Annotated in this window: 13 protein-coding genes; 10 read left to right on the forward strand and 3 right to left on the reverse strand. The window is 34.7% G+C overall.

Annotation, left to right across the window (positions count from 1 at the left end; genetic code table 11):
- Positions 1-222: 222 nt before the first annotated feature.
- Entirely contained in the window at positions 223-996 is a 774-nt protein-coding gene (locus tag BLP44_RS12505) for a DeoR/GlpR family DNA-binding transcription regulator (protein ID WP_240628138.1), read from the reverse strand.
- 225 nt (positions 997-1,221) lie between these two features.
- Between BLP44_RS12505 and BLP44_RS12510 the strand changes: the two genes are divergently transcribed.
- The 8 genes from BLP44_RS12510 to BLP44_RS12545 all read left to right on the forward strand — a co-directional run bounded on the left by BLP44_RS12510 (position 1,222) and on the right by BLP44_RS12545 (position 16,897).
- Entirely contained in the window at positions 1,222-4,506 is a 3,285-nt protein-coding gene (locus tag BLP44_RS12510; protein WP_091133348.1) for a SusC/RagA family TonB-linked outer membrane protein, read from the forward strand.
- A gap of 33 nt (positions 4,507-4,539) precedes the next feature.
- Entirely contained in the window at positions 4,540-6,273 is a 1,734-nt protein-coding gene (locus BLP44_RS12515) for a RagB/SusD family nutrient uptake outer membrane protein (RefSeq protein WP_091133350.1), read from the forward strand.
- Positions 6,274-6,527: 254 nt separating this feature from the next.
- Positions 6,528-7,730 (forward strand): exo-beta-N-acetylmuramidase NamZ family protein, encoded by a 1,203-nt coding sequence (locus BLP44_RS12520; protein ID WP_091133352.1) that lies wholly within the window; start codon positions 6,528-6,530, stop codon positions 7,728-7,730.
- A gap of 293 nt (positions 7,731-8,023) precedes the next feature.
- Positions 8,024-8,851 (forward strand): N-acetylmuramic acid 6-phosphate etherase, encoded by an 828-nt coding sequence (gene murQ, locus BLP44_RS12525; RefSeq protein ID WP_008468383.1) that lies wholly within the window; start codon positions 8,024-8,026, stop codon positions 8,849-8,851.
- A 350-nt stretch (positions 8,852-9,201) separates the two neighbouring features.
- Positions 9,202-10,710 carry a sodium:solute symporter gene (locus tag BLP44_RS12530; RefSeq protein WP_091133354.1) on the forward strand — a complete coding sequence of 503 codons (1,509 nt, stop codon included), beginning with the start codon at positions 9,202-9,204 and terminating at the stop codon, positions 10,708-10,710.
- Between the two features lie 74 nt (positions 10,711-10,784).
- Positions 10,785-13,781 (forward strand): serine hydrolase domain-containing protein, encoded by a 2,997-nt coding sequence (locus BLP44_RS12535; protein ID WP_091133721.1) that lies wholly within the window; start codon positions 10,785-10,787, stop codon positions 13,779-13,781.
- A gap of 63 nt (positions 13,782-13,844) precedes the next feature.
- The gene (locus BLP44_RS12540; protein WP_091133356.1) at positions 13,845-15,116 is read left to right on the forward strand and encodes an acyltransferase family protein; all 1,272 of its coding nucleotides are present in this window, start codon (positions 13,845-13,847) and stop codon (positions 15,114-15,116) included.
- Positions 15,117-15,409: 293 nt separating this feature from the next.
- Positions 15,410-16,897 (forward strand): aminotransferase-like domain-containing protein, encoded by a 1,488-nt coding sequence (locus BLP44_RS12545; protein ID WP_091133358.1) that lies wholly within the window; start codon positions 15,410-15,412, stop codon positions 16,895-16,897.
- Between the two features lie 144 nt (positions 16,898-17,041).
- Here the strand turns inward: BLP44_RS12545 and BLP44_RS12550 are convergent, their stop codons facing one another.
- Complete coding sequence (locus BLP44_RS12550; protein WP_091133360.1) at positions 17,042-19,186, reverse strand: catalase; 2,145 nt, start codon at positions 19,184-19,186, stop codon at positions 17,042-17,044.
- Between the two features lie 269 nt (positions 19,187-19,455).
- Here BLP44_RS12550 and BLP44_RS12555 point away from each other — a divergent pair, with 269 nt between their 5' ends.
- Positions 19,456-19,938 (forward strand): hypothetical protein, encoded by a 483-nt coding sequence (locus tag BLP44_RS12555; protein WP_091133362.1) that lies wholly within the window; start codon positions 19,456-19,458, stop codon positions 19,936-19,938.
- Positions 19,925-22,486, forward strand: coding sequence for a DNA ligase D (gene ligD, locus BLP44_RS12560; protein ID WP_091133365.1), 2,562 nt, complete (start codon positions 19,925-19,927; stop codon positions 22,484-22,486). Before BLP44_RS12555 ends, ligD begins: the two co-directional genes overlap by 14 nt.
- Here the strand turns inward: ligD and ku are convergent.
- Positions 22,483-23,262: a non-homologous end joining protein Ku gene (gene ku, locus BLP44_RS12565; protein WP_008468370.1), complete on the reverse strand. Its 780-nt coding sequence runs from the start codon at positions 23,260-23,262 to the stop codon at positions 22,483-22,485. The two genes, ligD and ku, sit on opposite strands and share 4 nt — an antisense overlap.
- Between the last annotated feature and the right edge of the window lie 213 nt (positions 23,263-23,475).

Consider the following 23,475-nt stretch of genomic DNA (forward strand, 5'->3'; position numbering starts at 1 on the left):
ATATTTATTAAAGTTCCTATTTGGAAACTTGAACTTCATTAAATGCATTAGAAAAATGGCAAGTAAACGAAGAGTGATTTTTATAAATATATCTGACTAATAAAATTAGTTTTAACAAATATAGATACAAAAAGCATACAAATACATTATTTTGCGTTTTTTAACACAATAAAATTAAAATACCGCAACAAAACGCAGAAAATATATTGCAAAAGTTTAAAATTACAAGATAAAGACTCCCGATTTTCTATATTCATCCAGCCTTTCATCTTCTGGATCTAATTCTGTCACAATAGTATCCAACTGCGTAAGATCACATACGCCGTGAGGCATTTTGGTATTTAACTTATTTGAAGCAAACATCGACACCACCCTATCAGAAGCTTCTATCATAGCTTTTTTAACAATAGATATTTCATAACCTACTTCTGTAAGTCCCTGTTTGATATTAATACTGCTGGCGCCAATGAAACAAATATCGGCTTTAATTTTAGATACTACCTGAATCACATCCATACCTATTGTCACCATTGCGTTTTTTTGCATTTTTCCGCCAATAAAAATCAAATCTATATTAGGGTGTTGAGACAGCTGCATAGCGATCGGTAAACTATAAGTATATATGGTAGCTTTTAAATCGGCTGGGATTAACTTTGCAAAAACCAGATTGGTACTTCCTCCACTCATTATAATAACCTGATCGTCATGAAGAAGAGATAATGCTTTTGTTACAATCTTCTTTTTTTGTTCTTCTGCAACAATAGCAATATCAAATACATTATCAGACTTTTCTTTTACCTGAACAGCACCTCCATATACTTTCTCTAACAGCTTTTTGCTATCCAATTCGTTCAAATCTCTTCTAATTGTATCTTCTGACAAATCGAGAGCCAAAGCTAAATCTGTTGTAACAACTTTTTGGTCTTCAATAAGTTTAGTCATTATATATTTATGTCTTTCGGCTTTCAGCATGTTTTTATAAAAGTTAAAATTCATCACAAATATATCAAATATTTTATTCGATATTAGAAAAAGCCACAAAAACTGCAAAATCATGCATTAGTAGGATTTTAAAAACAAATTCAATTCTGATTTTTTATTTAAAAATGCGTTATTTTGCGTTTTTTAAATTATTTTTAGAAAAAAAACACATAAAAATGCATTTGTATGCAATAAATAGATATATTTGCTCAACAACAACCATAAAAAACCAGATTAATCATGAAAAAATTACTCTTTATTACAGTGTTGGTTTTGTGCATTCAAACAGCATTTGGACAAGCAAAAACAGTTACTGGAACAGTAAAAAACAAAGCAGATGGATTTCCGATACCTGGAGTCAGTGTTATGATTCAAGGGACTTCCAACGGAACTACAACTGATTTTGATGGAAATTTCAGCATAAGCGTCGCGTCAGGACGAAGCCTTAGCTTTAGCTACATGGGCTTTGAAACGCAAGTAGTGAAAGTTGAAGGGCAACAAAAACTTAGTATTTCACTTGCGGCGACTGCTGCAAAATTGGATGAAGTAGTTGTCGTGGGATTCGCTTCTCAGAAAAAAGCAAATCTTACTGGCGCAGTTGCTAAAGTAGATGTAAAGAAAGCTTTAGGAAGTATTCCTATTACAGATATTACAAAAGGTCTTCAAGGAACTACTCCTGGACTTAACATTACTTACAATTCAGGAAACATAAGCAAAGGATCAAAAGTTAATATTCGTGGAGCCGGAACTATTGTTAATGGCGAAGTTTCAGGATCCCCGCTTATTTTGGTAGATGGTGTTCCAGGAGATTTATCATTATTAAATGCAGAAGATGTAGAATCGATGTCTGTACTTAAAGACGCCGCTTCTGCTTCTATTTATGGTGCACGTGCTGCATTTGGAGTTATATTAGTTACTACTAAAAGCGGTAAAAATGCAAAAGGCAAAGTACGATTTGCTTATAGCGTAAATACTGGTATTAGCAACCCAATTTCGTTGATTCAATTTAATGATCCTACAGTAGAGCTACCTGCAATGATCGAGGCACAAGCTAGAGCGGGTAACGCCAATCCAGAGTCTTTTGGTATGAACTACAAGACATTATTGCCGGGTATTATTAACTGGAAGGAAAAATATGCCGCGACAAGAAATCCTAATGATAAAAACATGATTTTAGGAGAGGATTTTGACGTGATTGGCGGCAGAGAATATTTTTATAGAATCTGGAATCCGCATGATGAAATGCTAAAAAAGAATTCTATACAAACGCTTCATAATTTATCAGCTCAAGGTTCTTTGGGAGAAAAAAGCTCATTTATTGTTTCGTTAGGTCTTGCTAATCAAGATGGTGTAATGAAAATCAATACCGAAACCAATAAAAGATTCAGTCTTAATATGGGTATGACTACTCAATTAACAAACTGGCTTACTGGAGATTTTAAAGTATTAGGAACTTTCCAAGAATATGATTCACCTTTTAACTACTATAACAATGGTGTAGATACTGCTGGTAATGGTTATTTTGGATACTACATGCGTTGGGGATCTTATTTCCCATACGGGACTTACAATGGGACTTACTTCAGACATGCTCCAGGTTACATGGCAAATGCATCTCAAAACGAGAATAAGTCAAATGATATGAGGATAAGCGGAAAACTTACTGCTCAAATTACAAAAGACTTTAATCTTATTGGAGAATATAGTATCAATACTAATTTTTCAAGCCTTAAAATGAATGGTGGTCAAGTGCCACTTTGGGATTGGTGGACAAGTGCTGCTGACTTAGTTGCGGGCAAACCGACATCTATGGAAACTGCAAACGATTTTGTTGCACAAGCCAAAACATCTTACACTAGAAATGTAGCCAATATTTATGCAAATTATACTAAAACATTAGGTGAAAACCATAACTTTAAAGTATTAGGAGGTTTAAACACTGAGTGGTACGATCAAGAAAGAACCTATGCTCGTAGAAATACACTTTTAGACAAAAGCAAACCAGAATTTAATTTAGCTATTGGTGACCAATTTACTGCACCTCTTGTGGCTAATGATATCTTAAATCCAGGTTTATCAAGATATGCTATTGCTGGATTCTTTGCACGTGTCAATTATGACTACAAAGGAAAATATCTTTTGGAAGTAAACGGGCGTTATGACGGTTCATCAAAATTCCCTACAGATGAGCAATGGGGATTCTTCCCTTCTGCTTCTGTTGGATACAGAATTTCGGAAGAAGCTTTCATGGAAGGCACAAGAAGCTGGTTAAATGATTTGAAAATTAGAGGATCTGTTGGTTCAATTGGAAATCAGAATATTGCTAACAATGCCTTTTTACCTGTTATGACTAATGTTACTACTAATCCTAACCCTTATTGGATAGGAAGCGGTACAACCATTCCTCCTACTGTGAATCAGCCAACAAATGTTGATCCTAATTTAACTTGGGAAAAAGTAACTACTCAGGATATTGGTATCGATATTCGTATCTTTAATATGCTTGGATTAACTTTTGACTATTATCAAAGAGATACCAAAGGAATGTTGGCTCCAGGTAAAACACTTCCAGGCTCATTTGGTCAGGCTGCTGCCAATACAAACTCAGGAAATTTAAGAACAAAAGGTTGGGAGCTTGCTCTTAACTTTAACAAACAAATAAACCAAAACGTTAGTGTTTATGCAGATCTTACCCTTTCAGACAATACTACTGAAGTAACAGAATGGAATAACTCTGCTAAACTGATCTCAACTTCATCTTTTTACGCAGGTCAAAAACTTGGGGAAATTTGGGGATTAGAAACAGACCGTTTGATTCAAACTACAGATCAAATTGATGCAACCGGATTAATCGTAAATGGTGTTGATTATAAAAATATTAGAACAGGTGCTTTTAAATTCGGCGCTGGAGATGTAATGTATAAAGATCTAGATGGTGATGGTGTAATCTCAAGAGGAGATGGAACAGCTCTTAAACCGGGAGATTTAAAAGTTATTGGTAATACAACTCCTCGTTACCAATATGGAATTCGTTTAGGAAGTGCTTTATACGGATTTGACATTGATGCTTTCTTTCAAGGAGTTGGTAAACGTGAATACTGGGCGACTTCTGATTTAGTATTGCCATTCTACAATAGAACAGATGCTATGTATGTAAACCAGAATGATTACTGGACACCAGAAAACACAGATGCTTATTTCCCTAATCCGTACCCTAACCATGCTGGAAATGCTTTTGGAACTTATGCACCTGGATCTAACAACTTTGTGGCACAGTCACGTTATTTATTAGACATGTCTTATTTACGCTTAAAGTCTGTAACGATTGGATACACTTTTCCTAAAAGCATTACCGAAAAAATCGGAATCGATAAAATTAGACCGTACGTTTCTGGCTTAAACTTAGCGACTTGGAAAAGCAGTAAATTGCCAGTAGATCCTGAGATTAATGAAACAGAAGCTGCATGGGGAAGAACTTTCCCTTATTCTAAAACGATATCATTTGGTATTCAACTTGCTTTCTAAAAAAAGTATTTAAAAATTAAAAAATTAATCAAAATGAGAAAATATATAACAAACTCTAGGATAAAACTAACAGTTGCCTTGTTTGCTATTGCAAGTGTAACGGTTAGCTGTTCAGATTTCTTGGACACACCACCTGAAGATGTTTTTACAGATGACAATTTTTGGACTTCAGAAAATAATGTAAAAACATTCTCTTGGTTGAACTACAATACCTTCAACGGTTATGGAAATAATGCAGGTACTACAGCTGACTTCTACTTCCATTCAGGAACAGGATTAATAGATGACAACCTAGCCAATAACGTTTTTACAAACTTTCCAACGGCCCCAAATGCAACTAATGCAAACTGGAACGAATACTACACTTTGGTTCGTCGTTGCAATCTTATGCTTGCAAGAGTACCTAATGTGCCAATGGATCAGACAAAGAAAAACCACTATATAGGTGTTGCCAAGTTTTTTAGAGCTCATACTTATTTTCGTTTAGCACAGCAGTTTGGCGATGTGCCTTATACAGACCAATATTTGGCTCAAAGTGATGTTAACGTATACAAACCAGCTTTATCAAGAGCAGAAGTTATTGACAATGTAATTAAAGATTTGGAAGAAGCAATTCCAATGCTACTAAATGTTGACGATAATAATGTTACAGTAAATAAATATACTGCTTATGCATTATTAAGCCGTGTATGCTTAACAGAAGGTACGTACAGAAAATACAATTTAGGACAGAATGGAAGCACTTATCTTCAAAAAGCAAAAGATGCTGCATTGGCTGTAATGAACAACAATTCTTACAAATTAAATGCTGATTGGAAATCACTTTACAATTCTGTTGAATTATTAGGAAATACTGAAGTAATCTTAACAAAAAGATACATAAAAGGTGTTTTAGGAAATGGAATACAAGCCTACACTAATACATCCACTGTTCAAAACGGATTGACAAAATTTGCCGCACAAAGTTATGTAACTACTAATGGACTACCTATTAAGCAAGCTGGCAATACTCAATATTTAGGCGATAACACTATTGCAAATACCTTTGCCAACAGAGACCCTCGATTTGCCAAAGCATTTAGCAATGTAGATTATGCTTATTCTGATAAACCTTATACTGGTCTGACATCTATTACTGGTTATGTGTTTCAGTTATATAACAATCCTGCTACAACAGGTACAGAGGTTACCACAATTGGCCAAAATCAAATTGACGCACCAGTTTTCACATTAAGTGAAGTGTATTTAAACTATGCTGAAGCATGTGCAGAATTAGGAACTATCACTACTGCAGATCTTAATTTATCTATTAATAAAGTTCGCACACGTGCTGGAATTGCAACTTTGACTACAGATGGCGTAAATGCATCTGCTAATGGCGTACAGATAGATGATCCGCAAAGAACAGCAGCATTAGAACAAATTTCAGGAATTGTTAATCCAATTATATGGGAGATTCGTCGCGAGCGCAGAATCGAGTTTATGAGCTGGACTACCATGAGAAAAGAAGATTTAATGCGTTGGAAAAAAGGAGATTACTTAGACACAAATGCTAATCCTGATGTTGCTTTAGGAGCTAAAATAGTAACTCTAATAGGAACTAATTCTAAAACAAAAGTAAACGCAGAAGGATATGTAATTCCTTATGCTGCTGGTGTTGCAAGAACATTTGTTTCGCCAAAGAATTACTTAAGCGCTATACCAACAAATGATATCAATTTATACGCTGCAGAAGGTGTAGAATTGAAACAAAATCCAGGCTGGTAATATAGTAAACTCAATAATTGCCTCCATATAATACACTGCCTCTGAAATGAGAAATTTTAGAGGCAGTATTTTAAAATACTCTTTTTAAACACGTTGTGACCAATAAAAAAGCCAAATAAAAATTTACACCTGATTCATACAGGTTATTCTTGTTAGTTTTTAGATTCCCCAAATCTTCCTAAAACATTCATATACTCCGATAAAATATTAATTTTATTAGTCCAATTCGTCTTTAACTAATAACTGTATTTAAAATGATAAAATATATAGCAAAAAGTGCTTTTGTTGCAGCGCTTCTGTTTTGCGCGCCTTTATATTCGGCAGCGATTCTGCCAATTGAGCACCATAATTCAGAGGAACTCAATTATGCCGTTATAAAAACGGGAGCTGACAACTACGAAAAATACTTACCGCTTTTAAAAGATAAAAAAGTCGGAATTGTAACCAACCAAACAGGAATTTTATCCAACAAAACACATGTGGTTGATTTCCTTTTGGAGAAAAAAATTGCTGTTCAGACTATTTTTGCTCCAGAACACGGATTTAGAGGAACTGCCGACGCCGGCGAACATATTGTTGACGGAAAAGATCCGAAAACAGGTTTGCCGATTATTTCACTTTACGGCGACAACAAAAAACCAAAACCTGCGCAGTTATCTGGAATTGATGTTATGATTTTTGACTTGCAAGATGTTGGAGCACGATTCTATACCTACATTTCATCTTTACACTATGTAATGGAAGCTTGTGCAGAAAACAACGTTCCGCTTATTGTTTTTGATCGTCCAAATCCAAATGGTTCTATTGTAGACGGACCTCTTTTAGAAAAAGAATTTACCAGTTTTGTTGGTATGCACCCTATTCCGCTTCTTCACGGAATGACAATTGGCGAATATGCGCAAATGGTAAATGGAGAAAAATGGCTGAAAGATGGCGCTCAATGTAAACTAACCGTAATTCCTTGTGTAGATTATAATAGAACTATGCCATACAGTTTATTGGTAAAACCGTCTCCAAATTTACCTAACGATCAATCTATAAATCTGTACGCCAGTTTATGCCTTTTTGAAGGAACAAATGTGAGCATGGGACGCGGAACTGAAAAACAATTTCAAATCTACGGCTCTCCATATTTAAGCAAAACCAATTTCAGCTTTACTCCAAAGCCCAATTTTGGTGCAAAAGACCCTTTATACAACGGAAAAGAATGTTTTGGTGAAGATTTGACAGCCTATCCAAAATTGAAACAATTAGAATTGAAATGGCTTATTAAAGCATATCAGAATACCAGCGACAAGACAAAATTCTTCAACGCATTTTTTACCAAACTCGCAGGAACAAAAAAACTGCAACAGCAAATTGAAAGTGGTGTTCCTGAAGCTCAAATAAGAAAAACTTGGCAGAAAGATCTTGAAGCTTTCAAAAAAATGCGAACAAAATATCTAATTTATAAATAATACTTCAGTTCCCTTAGACTTAATTTTTTAAACAATAGAAACATAGACTTTGATAGACTTACAAAAAAGCGTTTGATTAGCATAAACACACACATATATATTGCTATGCAGAAATGTAGTTCTCTTTGGTTTGTTTTTTAAAGATTGGTTACCTTTTTAAACAAAAATCAAAACCTGTGTTTCTATGTTTTAAAATTAAATTCCATTCTAGATAAAAACAGCAAACTATTAATGTAAAATAGAGAAGCCTGATATTAGAAAAATCTCGGTTTCAAAAATCAAAAAAAAGAAAAATGAAAAATAAAAATCCTGAAACTGAACAAGAATCTTTGTACAAAGACTTGGATCAAATGAGCGTGAAAGAACTTCTTACCAACATTAATACAGAAGACAAAAAAGTTCCGCATATTATTGAAGAGCAAATTCCTAAAATAGAAAAACTGGTTAAAGCCATTGTGAAAAAAATGCAATTGGGCGGAAGACTATTTTATATTGGAGCCGGAACTTCTGGGAGAATCGGGATTTTAGATGCATCAGAATGCCCGCCTACTTTTGGTGTTCCGCATGATATGATTATCGGAATTATAGCTGGTGGAGACACTGCAATCAGAAAAGCAGTTGAAAATGCCGAAGATGATACCGAACAAGCATGGAAAGATTTAGCCAAATTTGAAATTTCAAGTCTTGATATGATTATCGGAATTGCTGCTTCTGGAAACACGCCATATGTTTTAGGAGCACTTAAAAAAGCAAAAGAACACAACATTAAAACGGGAAGCATTTCTTGCATCAGCAACGGATTAATTGCTCAAGAGGCTGATTACCCGATTGAATTGATCGTGGGTCCTGAATTTTTAACAGGAAGTACGAGAATGAAAGCAGGAACAGCTCAAAAACTAACCTTGAACATGATTTCTACTTCGGTAATGATCAAGTTAGGAAAAGTAAAAGGCAACAAAATGGTTGATATGCAGCTTTCTAACGAAAAATTGGTAAAACGCGGCATTAAGATGATTATGGAAGAATTAGGAATTGAATATGAAGTAGCTGAAGAATTATTGCATAAACATAAAAGTGTAAGGGCTGTTCTATTGGCTCACAGCAAAAATCAGGAAAACTAAAAACCACACTATCAAAATCTTTTTATAGATTTATCCAAATTCAAAAGCTGAATAAATTCATTTTTTGGAGTTTTTAACACCGACCTGACCGACTAAAATCCGTCAGGTCAATTAAAAAACAGCTTCTAGTTTATATTTAACACATAGAAACATAGTTCTGAGATTTCAGGATTGTGTCAAAAAAAGAAATAAAAGAAACTAGTTTCCACATATAGTATAGCCTATGTTTACTTAAATTAATGGAACGCCTTTTTTAAAATTTAAAAAAAACTATGTTTCTATGTGTTAAAATAATTGCAGCCAACGGCTTTAAATAATTTATAAAAACCAAAAATCACCAAAACTATAAAATGACACCAAGTACCATCCTTCTCCTTATTATCATTTATTTCGGAACATTATTCTATATCTCACATCGAGTAAGCAAGAAAGACAGCGGAAATGAAGCTTTTTTTACAGCCAATAAAAATTCAAAATGGTATTTCGTGGCTTTCGGAATGATCGGAACTGCATTGTCAGGAGTAACGTTTATATCTGTTCCTGGAGAAGTTGGAGCACCAAGCGGTGAACAATTTAAGTATTTTCAGTTTGTATTAGGAAATGCGCTTGGATTTATTGTCATTACAAAGCTTTTACTGCCTCTATATTATCGAATGAATTTGACTTCGATTTATGGTTATATTGAGCAGCGAATGGGTGTTTTTAGCTATAAAACAGCGGCTTCAATTTTCTTAATCAGCCGAACTATCAGTTCAGCATTCAGATTGTACTTGGTTGTAATCGTTCTACAGCGTTTTGTATTCGATTTTTATCACGTTCCTTTTGCGTTTACTGTTTTAATTTCGCTGCTGTTAATCTTCTCTTATACGTATAGAGGCGGATTAAAAACGATTATTATTACAGATACTTTACAGACTTTCTTTCTAGTAACTTCTGTTTTCCTTACCATTTATTTCATTTGTGACCGAATGGATTTGAGTGCCATCAGTGCATTTGAAGAAGTAAAAAACAGCAATTATTCTAAGATATTTTTCTTTGATGATTTTATGGGAAGTAAATTCCATTTTGTTAAACAAATTCTGGGAGGAATGTTCGTAACTATTGCCATGACAGGTCTGGATCAGGATTTAATGCAAAAGAACTTGAGCTGTAAAAACATTGGCGAAGCACAAAAAAACATGTTTACTTTTACAGGAATCTTTGTCATCATCAACATTTTCTTTTTGAGTGTCGGAGCCTTATTATATATCTATGCAAACAAAAACGGAATTGCTGTTCCAACCGATTTAATTACAGGAAAACCAAGAACCGATTTACTTTTCCCTGAAATTGCTTTAAACCATTTAGCGCTTGTTCCTGCAATTGTATTTTTATTGGGAATTATTGCTGCCACTTTTGCTACAACAGATTCTGCTTTAACTGCCTTAACCACTTCTTTTTGTGTTGACTTTTTAGGAATGGACAAAGCAGAAAACAGCCATAAGAAAAACACCGTGAAAATTAGACATTTAGTACATATCAGTTTCTCTGTTTTAGTCTTTTTTATCATTTTAATTTTTAACTCAATCAATGACAGCTCTGTAGTGGGAATGATCTTTAAGGTTGCTTCCTACACTTATGGTCCGTTATTAGGATTATACGCCTTTGGTTTGTTCCAAAAATCAAGACATGTAAACGACAAACTGGTTCCTTTTATCTGTTTGCTTTCACCGTTGTTCACCTATTTCATTAATGAATATTCTAAAGTTTTATTTGCAGGATATGTTTTTGACAATGAATTAATTATACTAAACGGATTAATTACGTATTTAGGATTATTTATTACCAGTTCACGCAGTGAAAAAGAAATAAGTTTCTAATTCAGTTATTACTCTTGATGAATCAATTTGAGTGTTAGAGCATTAAATTCAAATTGATTCTTAAAAAAAATGATATGAAAAATCCATTCATAAAAATTAGTTTATACGCCGCTTTTATATTTTTAATTACCAATTGCGCATCCAAAAAAAATAATGGCGCAACAGATAATAAAAAGGATATTCCTTTAAAAGACACTGTTGTTTACGTGCCAAAAAATACTTCAGAGAAAAAGACCTTTTTCAAAGATTCTGATCAGGAAACGGTTTGGGTTGACAGCATTTATAACAAAATGACCGTACAGGAAAAAATCGGGCAACTGTTTATGGTTTCTGCCTATTCTAACAAAGATTCTGTACACGTAAACCAAATCAGCAAACTGATTGAAGATTATAAAATAGGAAACGTTATTTTCTTCCAAGGCGGACCACTTCGTCAGGCGAAATTAACCAACTTATACCAATCAAAAGCAAAAGTTCCTTTGATGATCGGAATCGATGCTGAATGGGGATTGGCCATGCGTTTAGACTCAACATATCGTTATCCGTGGAATATGACTTTGGGCGCGATTCAGGATTTAAAATTAATTGAAAATGTGGGAAAAAATATGGCAGCCGAAAACAAGCGAATCGGCGTTCATTTTAACTTTGCTCCTGTTTTGGATATTAATACTAATCCGAAAAATCCAATTATCGGAAACCGTTCTTTTGGTGAAGATAAGGTTAATGTGAGCGAAAAAGCAATTGCTTTAATGAAAGGAATTCAAGGAAATGGCGTTTTCTGTACAGGAAAACATTTTCCGGGGCACGGAGACACCTCAACCGATTCACACCACGCCTTACCTACCGTTAATTTTTCTAAAGATCGTTTAGAATTAGTCGAATTATATCCATACAAAAAATTATTCGACGAAGGTTTGGCTTCTGTAATGGTGGCGCATCTTAATATTCCGAGTTTAGAATCACAGCCAAACTGCCCATCTTCGGCTTCTTATAATGTGGTGACCAATCTGCTGCAAAAAGAATTGGGTTTCAACGGATTGATTTTTACTGATGGTCTGGCGATGAAAGGCGCAGCCAATTTTAAAGGTCCTGGAGATTTGGAAATTGCAGTTATTTTGGCTGGAAATGATATTTTACTTTGCCCAGAAAATGTACCCGTTGCGTTTCAGAAATTGGAAGCAGCTTACAACGAAAAAGTAATTACAGAAGAGCGATTGGCACATTCAGTAAAAAAAATATTGCATTACAAATACAAAGCAGGATTAAACAAATACAAGCCGATTGATTTAAACAATTTATACAATGATTTAAATCCGACGCAAAATGATGCTTTACATTATAAATTGTATGAAAATGCAATTACAGTTCTAAAAAACGAAAAAGAAATCCTTCCGATAAAAGATTTAAGTGAAAAAATCGCGTACATCAAATTAGGTGAAGATACGAACAGCACTTTTGTTTCGACCTTAAAAAAATATACTGAAATCACAGAAGTTAAAGACACCAATCTTGACAGTCTGAATAAGGAATTGAAGAAATTCGACAAGGTTATTATCAGTTATCATAAAGTAAATAAAGCTTGGGAAAAACAGGAATTTACGTTGCAAGAAATGCTTTGGCTGAAGGAAATTGCCAAACATAACAAAGTAATTTTAGACATTTTTGCAAAACCATATTCGCTTTTATCCGTTTCAAATTTTGATGACATCGAAGGACTAGTGGTTTCGTATCAAAACTCAGACATTAGTCAAGTCGTTTCTGCAGAATTAATTTTTGGTGCTATAGAAGCTAAAGGGAAATTGCCTGTTTCCATCAATGATGCTTTCCACGTAAATGATGGTTTAACTACAGAAAAACTAAATCGTCTGGCCTTTACAGCTCCAGAAAATGCAGGAATGAATCCGGCAATTTTATCTAAAATTGACGCCGTAGCACAAAAAGCAATTGACGGGAAAATGGCTCCAGGAATGCAGGTTTTGGTTGCCAGAAAAGGAAACGTAATTTTTCAGAAATCGTACGGAACGCAGACTTATGATAACGGAAAAAAAGTGACTGATTCTGATTTATATGATGTTGCTTCGATTTCAAAAATGATTTCAACATTGCCAAATGTGATGCAATTGTACGATAAAAATAAAGTAGAACTGGATACCAAACTGAAAGATATGTTGCCTTTTTTTGCCAAAACAAACAAAGAAAACATCACTTTCAAAGATTTGTTGAACCATTACGCAGGACTTCAAGCTTGGATTCCGTTTTACAAAGCGACATTAGACAAAAACAATCAGCCTTCTGAAAAATATTATCGAAAAGTAGCCGAAAACGGTTTTACAACAAAAGTAGCCGACAATCTTTATATTCGAAATGATTACCATGACACGATTATGAAAATCATTGCTGAAAGTCCTGTAGCACTAAAAAAAGAATACAAATACAGCGATTTTACTTTCATCATTTTAAAAGAATATTTAGAGAGAAAAACACATAAAAAGCTAGAAGATCTGAGCAAAGAAAATTTTTTCAACACATTAGGAATGACAAATACGCTTTACAATCCGCTAGAAAAATTTGACAAAAGCAATATTGCCCCGACTGAAATCGATAATTATTTCAGACATCAGGTAATTCAAGGTTACGTGCACGACATGGCCGCAGCAATGGAAGGCGGAGTTGCAGGTCACGCGGGAATTTTTTCTAATGCGATGGATGTTGCCAAAATGATGCAGCTGTTTTTGCAAAAAGGAAATTACGGAGGCGTTCAATACTTTTCTCCTCAAACTTTTGATGCTTTTAATACTTGTTATTATAAAAATCAAGGCGTTTTAAGAGGTTTAGGGTTTGATAAAAGAGTTCACAAAGGCGGACCAACCTGCGATTGTGTTTCTGAAGCAAGTTTTGGCCACACAGGATTTACTGGAAACATGGCTTGGGCAGACCCAGAAACCGAAATCGTGTATGTATTCTTATCTAACAGAACCTATCCAGAAGTAGTAAATGACGAAAATAAATTAGCCAAAGGAAAAATCCGAGAAGAAATTCAACAAATCATTCAAGATGCGATAATAAAATAATTCAAGACAAAAGTCTTGCTTCTTGCCTCTTTCATCTTTAAAAAATCTAAACTATCAAAACCAATGACAAAAGAACGTTTAACCTCACTCGATGTCTTTAGAGGATTTACCATCTTCTTAATGACGATTGTCAATAATCCGGGAAGCTGGTCATCTATTTATCCGCCCCTTGAACACGCCGAATGGCATGGTTGTACGCCTACTGACTTAGTTTTCCCGTTTTTTGTATTCATAATGGGAACCGCAATTCCATTTGCAATGCCTGTAAAACATTTTGATGGAAGTGTATTCAATAAAATTTTAGTCCGTTCGCTTCGAATTTTCTGTTTAGGGTTATTTTTAAGCGTTTTCAGCAGAATTCATTTATTTGGTTTAGAAGGAATTCCGTTATTAGGTTTGAGATTAATTGTTGCTTTTGCAGTAGCTTATGCCCTTTTAGGAAACTTTTCGATGAAAGTCAAAACCATTTTGGCCGTTGGTGTATTTTTAATTCTTATCTCATTATCATTTAGCGGACTTGAACATTTTGAAGACACCAGAATTCCAGGCGTTTTACAGCGAATTGCGATTGTGTATTTCTTTACTTCAATTTTATATCTAAAAACAAATTTAAAAACACAGATTTTAGTTTTAGCTGGACTTTTAGTTGGATATTGGCTTGTAATGGCTTTTATTCCTGTTCCAGGATTTGGTCCTGCCAATTTCGACAAAGGAACCAATCTTGCGGCTTGGATAGACGATACGCTTTTAAACGGCCATCTATGGGCATCATCTAAAACTTGGGATCCAGAAGGAATTTTGAGCACTTTGCCAGCTATTGGAACTGGAATTTTAGGAATGTACATTGGCCAACTTTTAAACTTATCTGTCGATAAAATCGAAATTGTAAAAAAGACAGCAATTGCAGGAACTGCTTTGGTAATTGGAGGATTAATTTGGAACATCTTCTTCCCTATCAATAAATCACTTTGGACAAGTTCTTATGTTTTGTACACAGCTGGAATTGCAACGTTATGTCTAACATTATTGTATTACATAATCGATATTAAAGGGCATAAAAAATGGACTAAACTATTCCTGATTTGGGGAGTAAACCCGATGATTGTGTTTTTCTTTTCTGGAATAATTCCGAGAGTTTTAAGCGCTATAAAAGTAGCAGATCCCGAAAAAGCTGGCGAAGAAATTGGCCTTCAGGCGTACATCTATAATCATGGAATTGTACCTTGTTTTGAAAATCCGTTGAATGCATCTCTTGCTTATGCATTGTCTTATGCCGTTTTCTGGTCGTTTATCTTGTGGATCTTCTTTAAAAAGAAACTAATTTTTAAAGTCTAACTATTTTTTTAAAACACATAGAAACATAGTCTTGCAAACTCAAAAAGGCGTTTCACTTTAAATAAACATAGCTTGGCCATGTGTGGAAACTTGTTTCTTTTGGCATCTTTTTTTCAAAACAAAAACTATGTTTCTATGTGTTAAAATTAAAATATATATACTATTTCAGCCGGACGTAATAGTTTGATTTGGTCATCGCTCTGATACTTGTTGTAAGATCGCTTTTCTTTTTCTAAAAATTTTGAGAAAAGCAGTATCTTGCCGTACCAATAAAAAGTATTAGTTTATAAATTATGGATAGTCCGGTTGAAATTCCTTTTAAAAGCTTTATTCAGTTAAAACCAGAAGAGAGCACTGCCATTTATCTGCAACTCGTTTTTGAGTTTATCAAAGCCATACAAACGGGTTTTCTTCCTGAAGGCACCAAACTTCCAGGCACTAGAATTTTATGTAAAGTGCTTTCCGTTAACCGAAATACTTTAATCAAAGCCTTTCAGGATTTAGAATCGCAAGGTTGGATTGAAACACTTCCGAATAAAGGAACTTTTATTTTATCACAGCAAAAGCAAAAAAATAAAGCCGAATTTACCATTTCGAAAGAACAAAATTCGTCCGATAATGTCGGTTTCAGTTTTCAGCGTTCTACTATTCTTGAAAGTCCCATAGAAAACAGTAATCTGCCGTATCAGTTTAATGACGGAACGCCCGATTTACGATTGGTGCAAACTGATGTTTTAGGTCGGTTATATGTCTCAAAACTAAAAAGAAGAAAAACATCCAAAACTTACGAACAGATAGAATTGCGTTCGCATTTGAACTTTAAAACTCATTTTTCTAATTATCTGAATTTAACCCGCGGAATCCGCATTTCTACTTCCAATCTTCTTACGGCAAGCAGTCATGAAATTGCTTTGTATCTGGTTACAAAAGTGCTCATAGCACCCGAAGATAAAGTTGTTGTAGCTTCTCCAGGTTATTATATGTCCAATATGACACTGACTAATACGGGAGCACAAATTATTTCTATTCCTGTACATGAGGATGGAATTGACACCAAACGTTTGAAGGAAATTTGCGAAACATCAAAAATCAGGGTTTTATATCTGACCTCCAATTATCATTATCCAACGACCATTTCACTTAGCGCTAAAAAAAGAATCGAGGTTTTGGAATTGGCCAATCAATACGGATTTGTGATTTTGGAAGACGATTATGATTTTGATTTTCATTACGACAATAATCCTGTTTTGCCTTTGGCCGCTTTCGATTCCAACCAAAAAGTAGTTTATATCGGTTCGTTTGGGAGATCGCTTCCTTCAGGTTTTAGTTATGGTTTTGTGGCCGCCCCTGCAGAATTTATTAAGGAACTAGAGAAACATCAAAACATTCTCGAACCAAGAATAGATGTTATAAAAGAACAAGTTTTAACCGAATGGATTACCGAAGGTGAAGTGCATCGGCTTTCCAAAAAAAATAAAAAGACTTATAAAGAACGCCGAGATTATTTTGTTTCACTTTTAAACGAAAAACTAAAAGGTAAAATCAAATTTAAGATTCCGCCTCGAGGATTGGCCATTTGGGTTGAGTGGCTAGGTCATTTTAATCTGATACAATTTCAAAAGGAGTGTGCCAATAATAGCTTGTTTCTGCCGAAAACCATTTTATACCAAACCAAAAATCTTACTGCTACACGTTTAGGATTTGGACATTTGGAAAAAGAAGAAATGGAAAAAGCAGTTTCTATTTTGAGTGAAAGTTTGGAAATAATTTTAGCGAAATAATTTTCATATAACCCGTGGTTTCAGCCATGAGAATGCAATGAAATTCCTCTCCGAATGTCCCAATATTTGAATATAAATGCGCATAAACAGCTGTTTATTCTAAAAAAAAATGGCTGTCTTTTTCGACAGCCAATTGTGCAATTATTATAAAGTTTTTTCTCTTTCCCAAAAACGGTGTTTTCCTAAAGCTTTTATAAAAGAAACACTTAAAGTTTTATCGACTCTATTTTCACTCATTAAAACTCCTGGATCTTTGTCTTTTATATCACTATTGTTTTTTATAATCTGAGTTCCTTCTCCTTCAGCTGCAATAAATTTACAGTGATGATATGAGTCATTTAAAAACTCTTTTACTTCTTTAATTTTTGAAAGATCGGTAATTCCTTTTCCAGCTGGAATAAAAACACCATCAAAAAGCACGGAAGCCGCAATTTTATAGGTTTGATCAACTGAAATTTCTGTACCATCTTCAGAAACAATTGTTCCTAAATGCGGAGCTATGATAATCGCTTTTGCGCCTGCGTTTTGCAAAGCTGTTTTCATCGCTTTAACCGAATCGGCACTTACGCCTTCTGTACATAAAAAAGCAATTTGTCGCGTTGCAATGGTATTAGAAACAGTCGGGTTTTTAAGCATGCTCAAAGCATCAGAATGAGTTATATTCTGATTTACTTTACTAGGTTCTTGAGTACCTTTATCGTCTGCCCCAACTCCATGATTAATCGGTTTTTCTATATCTTTTGGAACTGGAATTCCTAAATTTTTTCCAACGGTTGCAGCTAAATTGGCATCAACTTGATTTAAAAGCCCAAGCATTCTTTCTCTTACCGAAATTGCTTCGACTTTTCCTAATTCAAAAGATAAAGCACTCGCAATATGATCTTGCTCTACAGGAGTCTGGCTATTATAAAAAAGTTTTGCTTGGCTAAAATGGTCTGAAAAACTTTTGCTTCTTGCTCGTACCTTATGCGCATCAACACGTTCATTAAAACTCACAAATCCGCCCTGATCCATTTTGGCTTGAAACGGGCATCCTCCACCTAAAGAATTTGGATGGTAACTTACTTTTCCCACCGCAATTTCCTGACGCATATGTCCGTCGCGCTGATTGTTGTGCATTGGAGCAATAGTTCTGTTAATTGGAATTTCATGAAAGTTCGGGCTTCCTAATCTTGACAATTGAGTATCAGTATATGAAAATAATCTTCCTTGCAACAGCGGATCATTTGTAAAATCAATTCCAGGAACAATATGTCCTGGGTGAAACGCAATCTGTTCGGTTTCTGCAAAAAAGTTATCCGGATTTTTATTTAAGACCATTTTTCCGATAATGGTTACCGGAACCAATTCTTCTGGAACTAATTTTGTTGGATCAAGCAAATCAAAATCAAATTTATGCTCGTCACTTTCCGGAATAATCTGAACGCCTAATTCCCATTCTGGAAAATTTCCCGCCTCTATGGTCTCCCACAAATCTTGTTTATGGAAATCTGGATTTTTTCCTGATATTTTTTGCGCCTCATCCCAAGCAACTCCATGCGTGCCTAATTTGGGTTTCCAATGAAATTTTACAAAATGAGATTCATTTTTCTCATTTACAAATCTAAAAGTGTGGACACCAAAACCTTCCATCATTCTTAAACTTCTCGGAATCGCTCTGTCACTCATCACCCACATAATCATGTGCATTGATTCGGGCATTAGTGAAATAAAATCCCAAAAAGTATCATGTGCCGAAGCCGCCTGAGGAATTTCATTATGAGGTTCTGGTTTAACGGCATGAATTAAATCTGGAAACTTCATTGCATCTTGAATAAAAAATACCGGTATATTATTTCCAACCAAATCAAAAATGCCTTCCTGAGTATAAAATTTGACTGCAAAACCGCGAACATCTCGAGCTAAATCTGTAGAACCTCTAGAACCTGCTACGGTAGAAAAACGAACAAAAACAGGCGTTTTAATACTGGTATCGTTTAAGAAGCCCGCTTTGGTATATTTTTCCATTGTTTTGTACAATTCAAAATAACCATGAGCTCCCGAACCTCGCGCATGAACGATGCGCTCTGGAATTCTCTCGTGGTCAAAATGGGTAATTTTTTCTCGCAGTATAAAATCTTCCAAAAGAGACGGACCTCTTTCTCCTGACTTTAAAGAATTGTTATCGTCATTAATTTTAACGCCTTGGTTAGTGGTTAAAAACTCATTCTGAGCACTAGATTTATTAAATTCTAAATCATTCTGTTTGCCATCCGAGTTGTCTTGGTTTGTTTTTTTTGAATTTTTCATTTTCTGTTGATTTTACATTTACCATTCAATGAACTATAAATTTCTACTTTGGTTTGCGAGACATTTCTCTAAAATAGGTCAACAAATTTAGGAGGCTTTTTTGGTTTAACTTTATACAATTAAGCTTAAGGATTATAACATTCTAATCACAATCAAAATGAAAATCAGCACTTTACTTATAATTATATAATTACAACTTGTTAATCCTATAACAGGAAAAGCCATTCCGAAAGTACCTTTGAAATAGAGTTTAATTCAAAAAAAAGCTTATGATTTTTTTCATCATTATACAATTAATTTTAGTTGCTATTGGGGCGACATCGGCTATGACTTGGTTTAGTTATGCGATGTCGGAGAATTTCAGGGAATTGTATAAAGAACCTGTTTTATTGAGTTTTGCTCTAAAGAAAACAAACATCACCCTTTCCGAAAAATCTCGGAAAACGTGGGGATGGCTAATACATTATATTATTGGTTTTCTATTTGTTATGGGATATCATATAGTATGGGTGAAGAATATTTTGCCAATTTCGCCACTCAGTGCGCTTATATTAGGCGTTATCAGTGGTGTAATTGGAATACTCAGCTGGATTGTTATATTTAAAATGACCGACCATCAACCCCCAATTGATTTTAAAGGTTATTACATTCAGCTGTTCTTTGCCCATATTATTTTTGCCGTCACAGCAACCGCGCTCTACTCTATTTTACTAACTATTTTAACCCTTCTAAAAGCTTATGTCACTGTCTAAATACAATCAGAAAAGAGATTTTAAACAAACGCGTGAACCGAAAGGAAAAATCGAAAAATCAGCAAGCGAGCTAATTTTTGTCGTGCAGAAACATGCTGCGTCACATCTTCATTACGATTTTAGGTTAGAGATGGACGGTGTTTTAAAAAGCTGGGCAGTGCCAAAAGGCCCGTCGATGGATCCTGAAGTGAAACGTTTAGCCATGATGGTTGAGGATCATCCGTACAGCTATAAAGATTTTGAAGGCACCATCCCAGAAGGAAATTACGGTGCTGGAAATGTAATTGTATGGGATAACGGAACCTATACTTCTGATGAAAAAACGGCTTCTGACGAAAAAAAATTATTGAGCGATCTGGCAAAAGGACATTTGAGTTTTATTTTAAAGGGCAAAAAATTGAAAGGTGAATTTTCTTTAGTCAAACTTCACGGAAAACAGGAAAATGCTTGGCTGCTAATTAAGAAAAATGATAAATATGCTTCTGAAGAAGATATTTTAGAGAAGAATAAATCGGTTATTTCTAAAAGAAGTCTAGAACAATTGGTTGAAAAATCTGAAAAGCTCACTTCAAAAAGCGAAGAGAAAACTACTGAGAAAAAAGTAGTAAAAAAAAAGTCCAACCCAAAAGCTGACATCGCCGAATTTTTAAAGCCCATGCTTGCCAGCGTAAGCGAAAAACCTTTTGATGATGACGAATGGATTTTTGAAAATAAATACGACGGCTACAGAACGATTGCCGTTATTAATCCGCAACAGGTTGATTTGTTCAGCAGAAACGAGCTTTCTTTTAATGCTAATTTCAAACCCATTGCCGAAGAATTAAAACAAATTGACCACACTGTAGTTTTGGATGGCGAAATTGTAGTAGAAAATGATGCTGGAAGAGCCGATTTTCAGCTGCTTCAAAACTATATGAAAACAGGAATCGGGAATCTAAAATATTATGTTTTTGATTTATTGAATTTGGACGGAAATCTCATTACGGAACTCTCTTTATTGGAAAGAAAAGAACTGCTCAAAATTCTCTTTAATAAATATCCTTTTTCTAATGTTTCTTATTCTGAACATACCGTTGGCGACGGAATTAAACAATTTGAAAAAGCCGTTAAAAATAAAACTGAAGGCATTATTGCCAAAAGAGCAGACAGCACTTACACTATAAATCGAAGAAGCACCAACTGGCTAAAAATAAAAACAGCAAATGAAGAAGAAGCAATTATAATTGGCATTACCGAACCGCGAAATTCCAGAAAATATTTTGGCGCTCTTTTACTCGGACAATACGATGGCAAAAAACTGCAATATATTGGCAAATGCGGCAGTGGTTTTACAGAAAGCACGCTAAAAGATTTATATACCAAATTAAAACCGCTATTTACAGCCAAATCTCCGCTTGACGAAAAAATTCCGATACGCGATAAAATTCAGTGGGTAAATCCAAAAGTGGTGTGTCAGGTTAAATTTTCAGAATGGACTCAAGATCAACATTTAAGACATCCCGTTTACCTCGGAATTCGAATTGATAAAAAAGCAGAGGAAGTTTTTTTATCATTCCCAAAAGACGATTCAACTCAACTAAATTCAGATGAAATGGCAATTACACCAGAAAATAAAAAGGAAAAAACAGAAAACGATTATGATTTAAAAGTCGGAAAAACAGTTTTGCATCTTACTAATCAAAACAAAGTCTATTTCCCAAAAGACGGCATCACTAAAGGCGATATTATTCATTATTATAATGAAGTTTCAGAATTGATTCTGCCTTATTTAAAAGACCGTCCAGAATCAATGAACCGTTTTCCTAACGGAATTGATTCGCCAAGCTTCTATCAGAAAGATGTTGATGTAGATAAAATTCCGAAATGGCTCAAAACCAAAAAAGTCTTCTCAGAATCTAATAATGCCGACATCGATTATCTCATCTGTAATAATAAAGAAACATTGCTTTATATGGCAAATTTGGGCTGTATAGAAATGAATCCGTGGAACTCGACAACCAAACACATTCAGAATCCAGATTGGCTGGTAATTGATTTGGATCCTGCAGGAAATGATTTTGCTCCTGTGGTGACAACCGCTTTGGTGGTGAAAGAAGTTTTAGACGAATTAGAAACCGAATGTTTATGTAAGACTTCGGGTGCTTCTGGACTGCATATTTATATTCCGCTTGGCGCGAAATATGATTATGATTCCATAAAAATTCTTGGCGAATTAATAGCAAAAGAAGTGCAATCCAGACTTCCAGATATTACTTCAATTGAAAGAAGCATCAAAAAGAGAAAAAATAAACTGTACATCGATTTCTTGCAAAACCGACGTGGGCAAACTTTAGCGGCCCCGTATTCTGTTCGACCAAAACCTGGCGCGACAGTTTCTACGCCTTTGGAATGGAGCGAAGTGAATGAAAAACTGCATCCGTCGCAATTTACCATCAAAAATGTCTTGAAACGTTTTGAGAAAAAAGGAGATTTGTGGACTCCCGTTTTATCAAAAGGAGCCGATATTAAAAAGATTATTCACAAACTAGAAGAAAATCAAAACGTTTAAGAAGATTTTTTCTTTTTGGTTTCCAAACTGGCTTTCAGCATTTCCATTAAGTCGTCGCTTTGTTTGTGTACGACTTTTAGTTTTGGAGCCGTTTTTTTGAGTTTTCCTTTGGCTTTCTTTTTAATGATATCCAAAAGTTTGGCGGTATATTCGTCTTTAAAACCAGAAATATCAAATTTCTCGGTAAGCTGATCGATTAGTTTTTCGGCCATGTCCATTTCTTTTGTAGACTTTTTGGACATTGGCGGAAGCTTTAATTCATCTGTACTTCTAATTTCCTGTTCAAAACGAATTCGGTTTAAAACAATGACATTTTTGTACGGTTTTAAAATAGCCAGACTTTCTTTGTTTCTTAAAACAAATCTCGTAACGCCAACTTTTCCTGAAGCTTCAAGCGCATCACGAAGCAATCCATACGCATTCATCGCGCCTTTATCGGGTTCTAGATAATATGGCTGTTCGTAATAAATACTTTCAATTTCTTTTTCGAAAGCAAAACTTTCAATATCGATTGTTTTGGTTTTAATGGCATCTGCAGCTTCAAAATCGGAATCTTCCAGAATAACATATTTGCCTTCAAGATTATACCCTTTTACGATATTAGCAAAATCTACTTCTTTTCCTGTGTCTTCATTGACACGCTTAAACTTGATATTGGCGTGATCTTTTGCATCAAGCATGTCCATATCCAAACTGCTTTCCTGCACCGCCGAAAACATTTTTATCGGAATATTAATTAATCCAAAACTTACCGAACCTGTCCAAATTGATCTCATGGCTTTTGCTTTAAAAATTGAACTCTAATTTAGTTCAACCAAAAAACGTAAGCCTTACAAAATCAAAAAATTACTTTATAAAATTATGAGTTATGAGTTATGAGTTTTACTGATGTGTTCACGTGGTTGAAACCACGGGCTATGTTTGAATAGTTATGCACATAGAATAAAAAAATTATGAGTTATGAATTACAAGCACGACCACGCTCATAA

Source organism: Flavobacterium anhuiense, from assembly GCF_900101855.1.
Classification (GTDB): domain Bacteria; phylum Bacteroidota; class Bacteroidia; order Flavobacteriales; family Flavobacteriaceae; genus Flavobacterium; species Flavobacterium anhuiense.

Bases quoted from the DNA above. Each gene is read 5' to 3' on its own strand.
- BLP44_RS12505 (WP_240628138.1), bottom strand. From the start codon at position 996: ATGAATTTTAACTTTTATAAAAACATGCTGAAAGCCGAAAGACATAAA.
- BLP44_RS12510 (WP_091133348.1), top strand. From the start codon at position 1,222: ATGAAAAAATTACTCTTTATTACAGTGTTGGTTTTGTGCATTCAAACA.
- BLP44_RS12515 (WP_091133350.1), top strand. From the start codon at position 4,540: ATGAGAAAATATATAACAAACTCTAGGATAAAACTAACAGTTGCCTTG.
- BLP44_RS12520 (WP_091133352.1), top strand. From the start codon at position 6,528: ATGATAAAATATATAGCAAAAAGTGCTTTTGTTGCAGCGCTTCTGTTT.
- murQ (WP_008468383.1), top strand. From the start codon at position 8,024: ATGAAAAATAAAAATCCTGAAACTGAACAAGAATCTTTGTACAAAGAC.
- BLP44_RS12530 (WP_091133354.1), top strand. From the start codon at position 9,202: ATGACACCAAGTACCATCCTTCTCCTTATTATCATTTATTTCGGAACA.
- BLP44_RS12535 (WP_091133721.1), top strand. From the start codon at position 10,785: ATGAAAAATCCATTCATAAAAATTAGTTTATACGCCGCTTTTATATTT.
- BLP44_RS12540 (WP_091133356.1), top strand. From the start codon at position 13,845: ATGACAAAAGAACGTTTAACCTCACTCGATGTCTTTAGAGGATTTACC.
- BLP44_RS12545 (WP_091133358.1), top strand. From the start codon at position 15,410: ATGGATAGTCCGGTTGAAATTCCTTTTAAAAGCTTTATTCAGTTAAAA.
- BLP44_RS12550 (WP_091133360.1), bottom strand. From the start codon at position 19,186: ATGAAAAATTCAAAAAAAACAAACCAAGACAACTCGGATGGCAAACAG.
- BLP44_RS12555 (WP_091133362.1), top strand. From the start codon at position 19,456: ATGATTTTTTTCATCATTATACAATTAATTTTAGTTGCTATTGGGGCG.
- ligD (WP_091133365.1), top strand. From the start codon at position 19,925: ATGTCACTGTCTAAATACAATCAGAAAAGAGATTTTAAACAAACGCGT.
- ku (WP_008468370.1), bottom strand. From the start codon at position 23,262: ATGAGATCAATTTGGACAGGTTCGGTAAGTTTTGGATTAATTAATATT.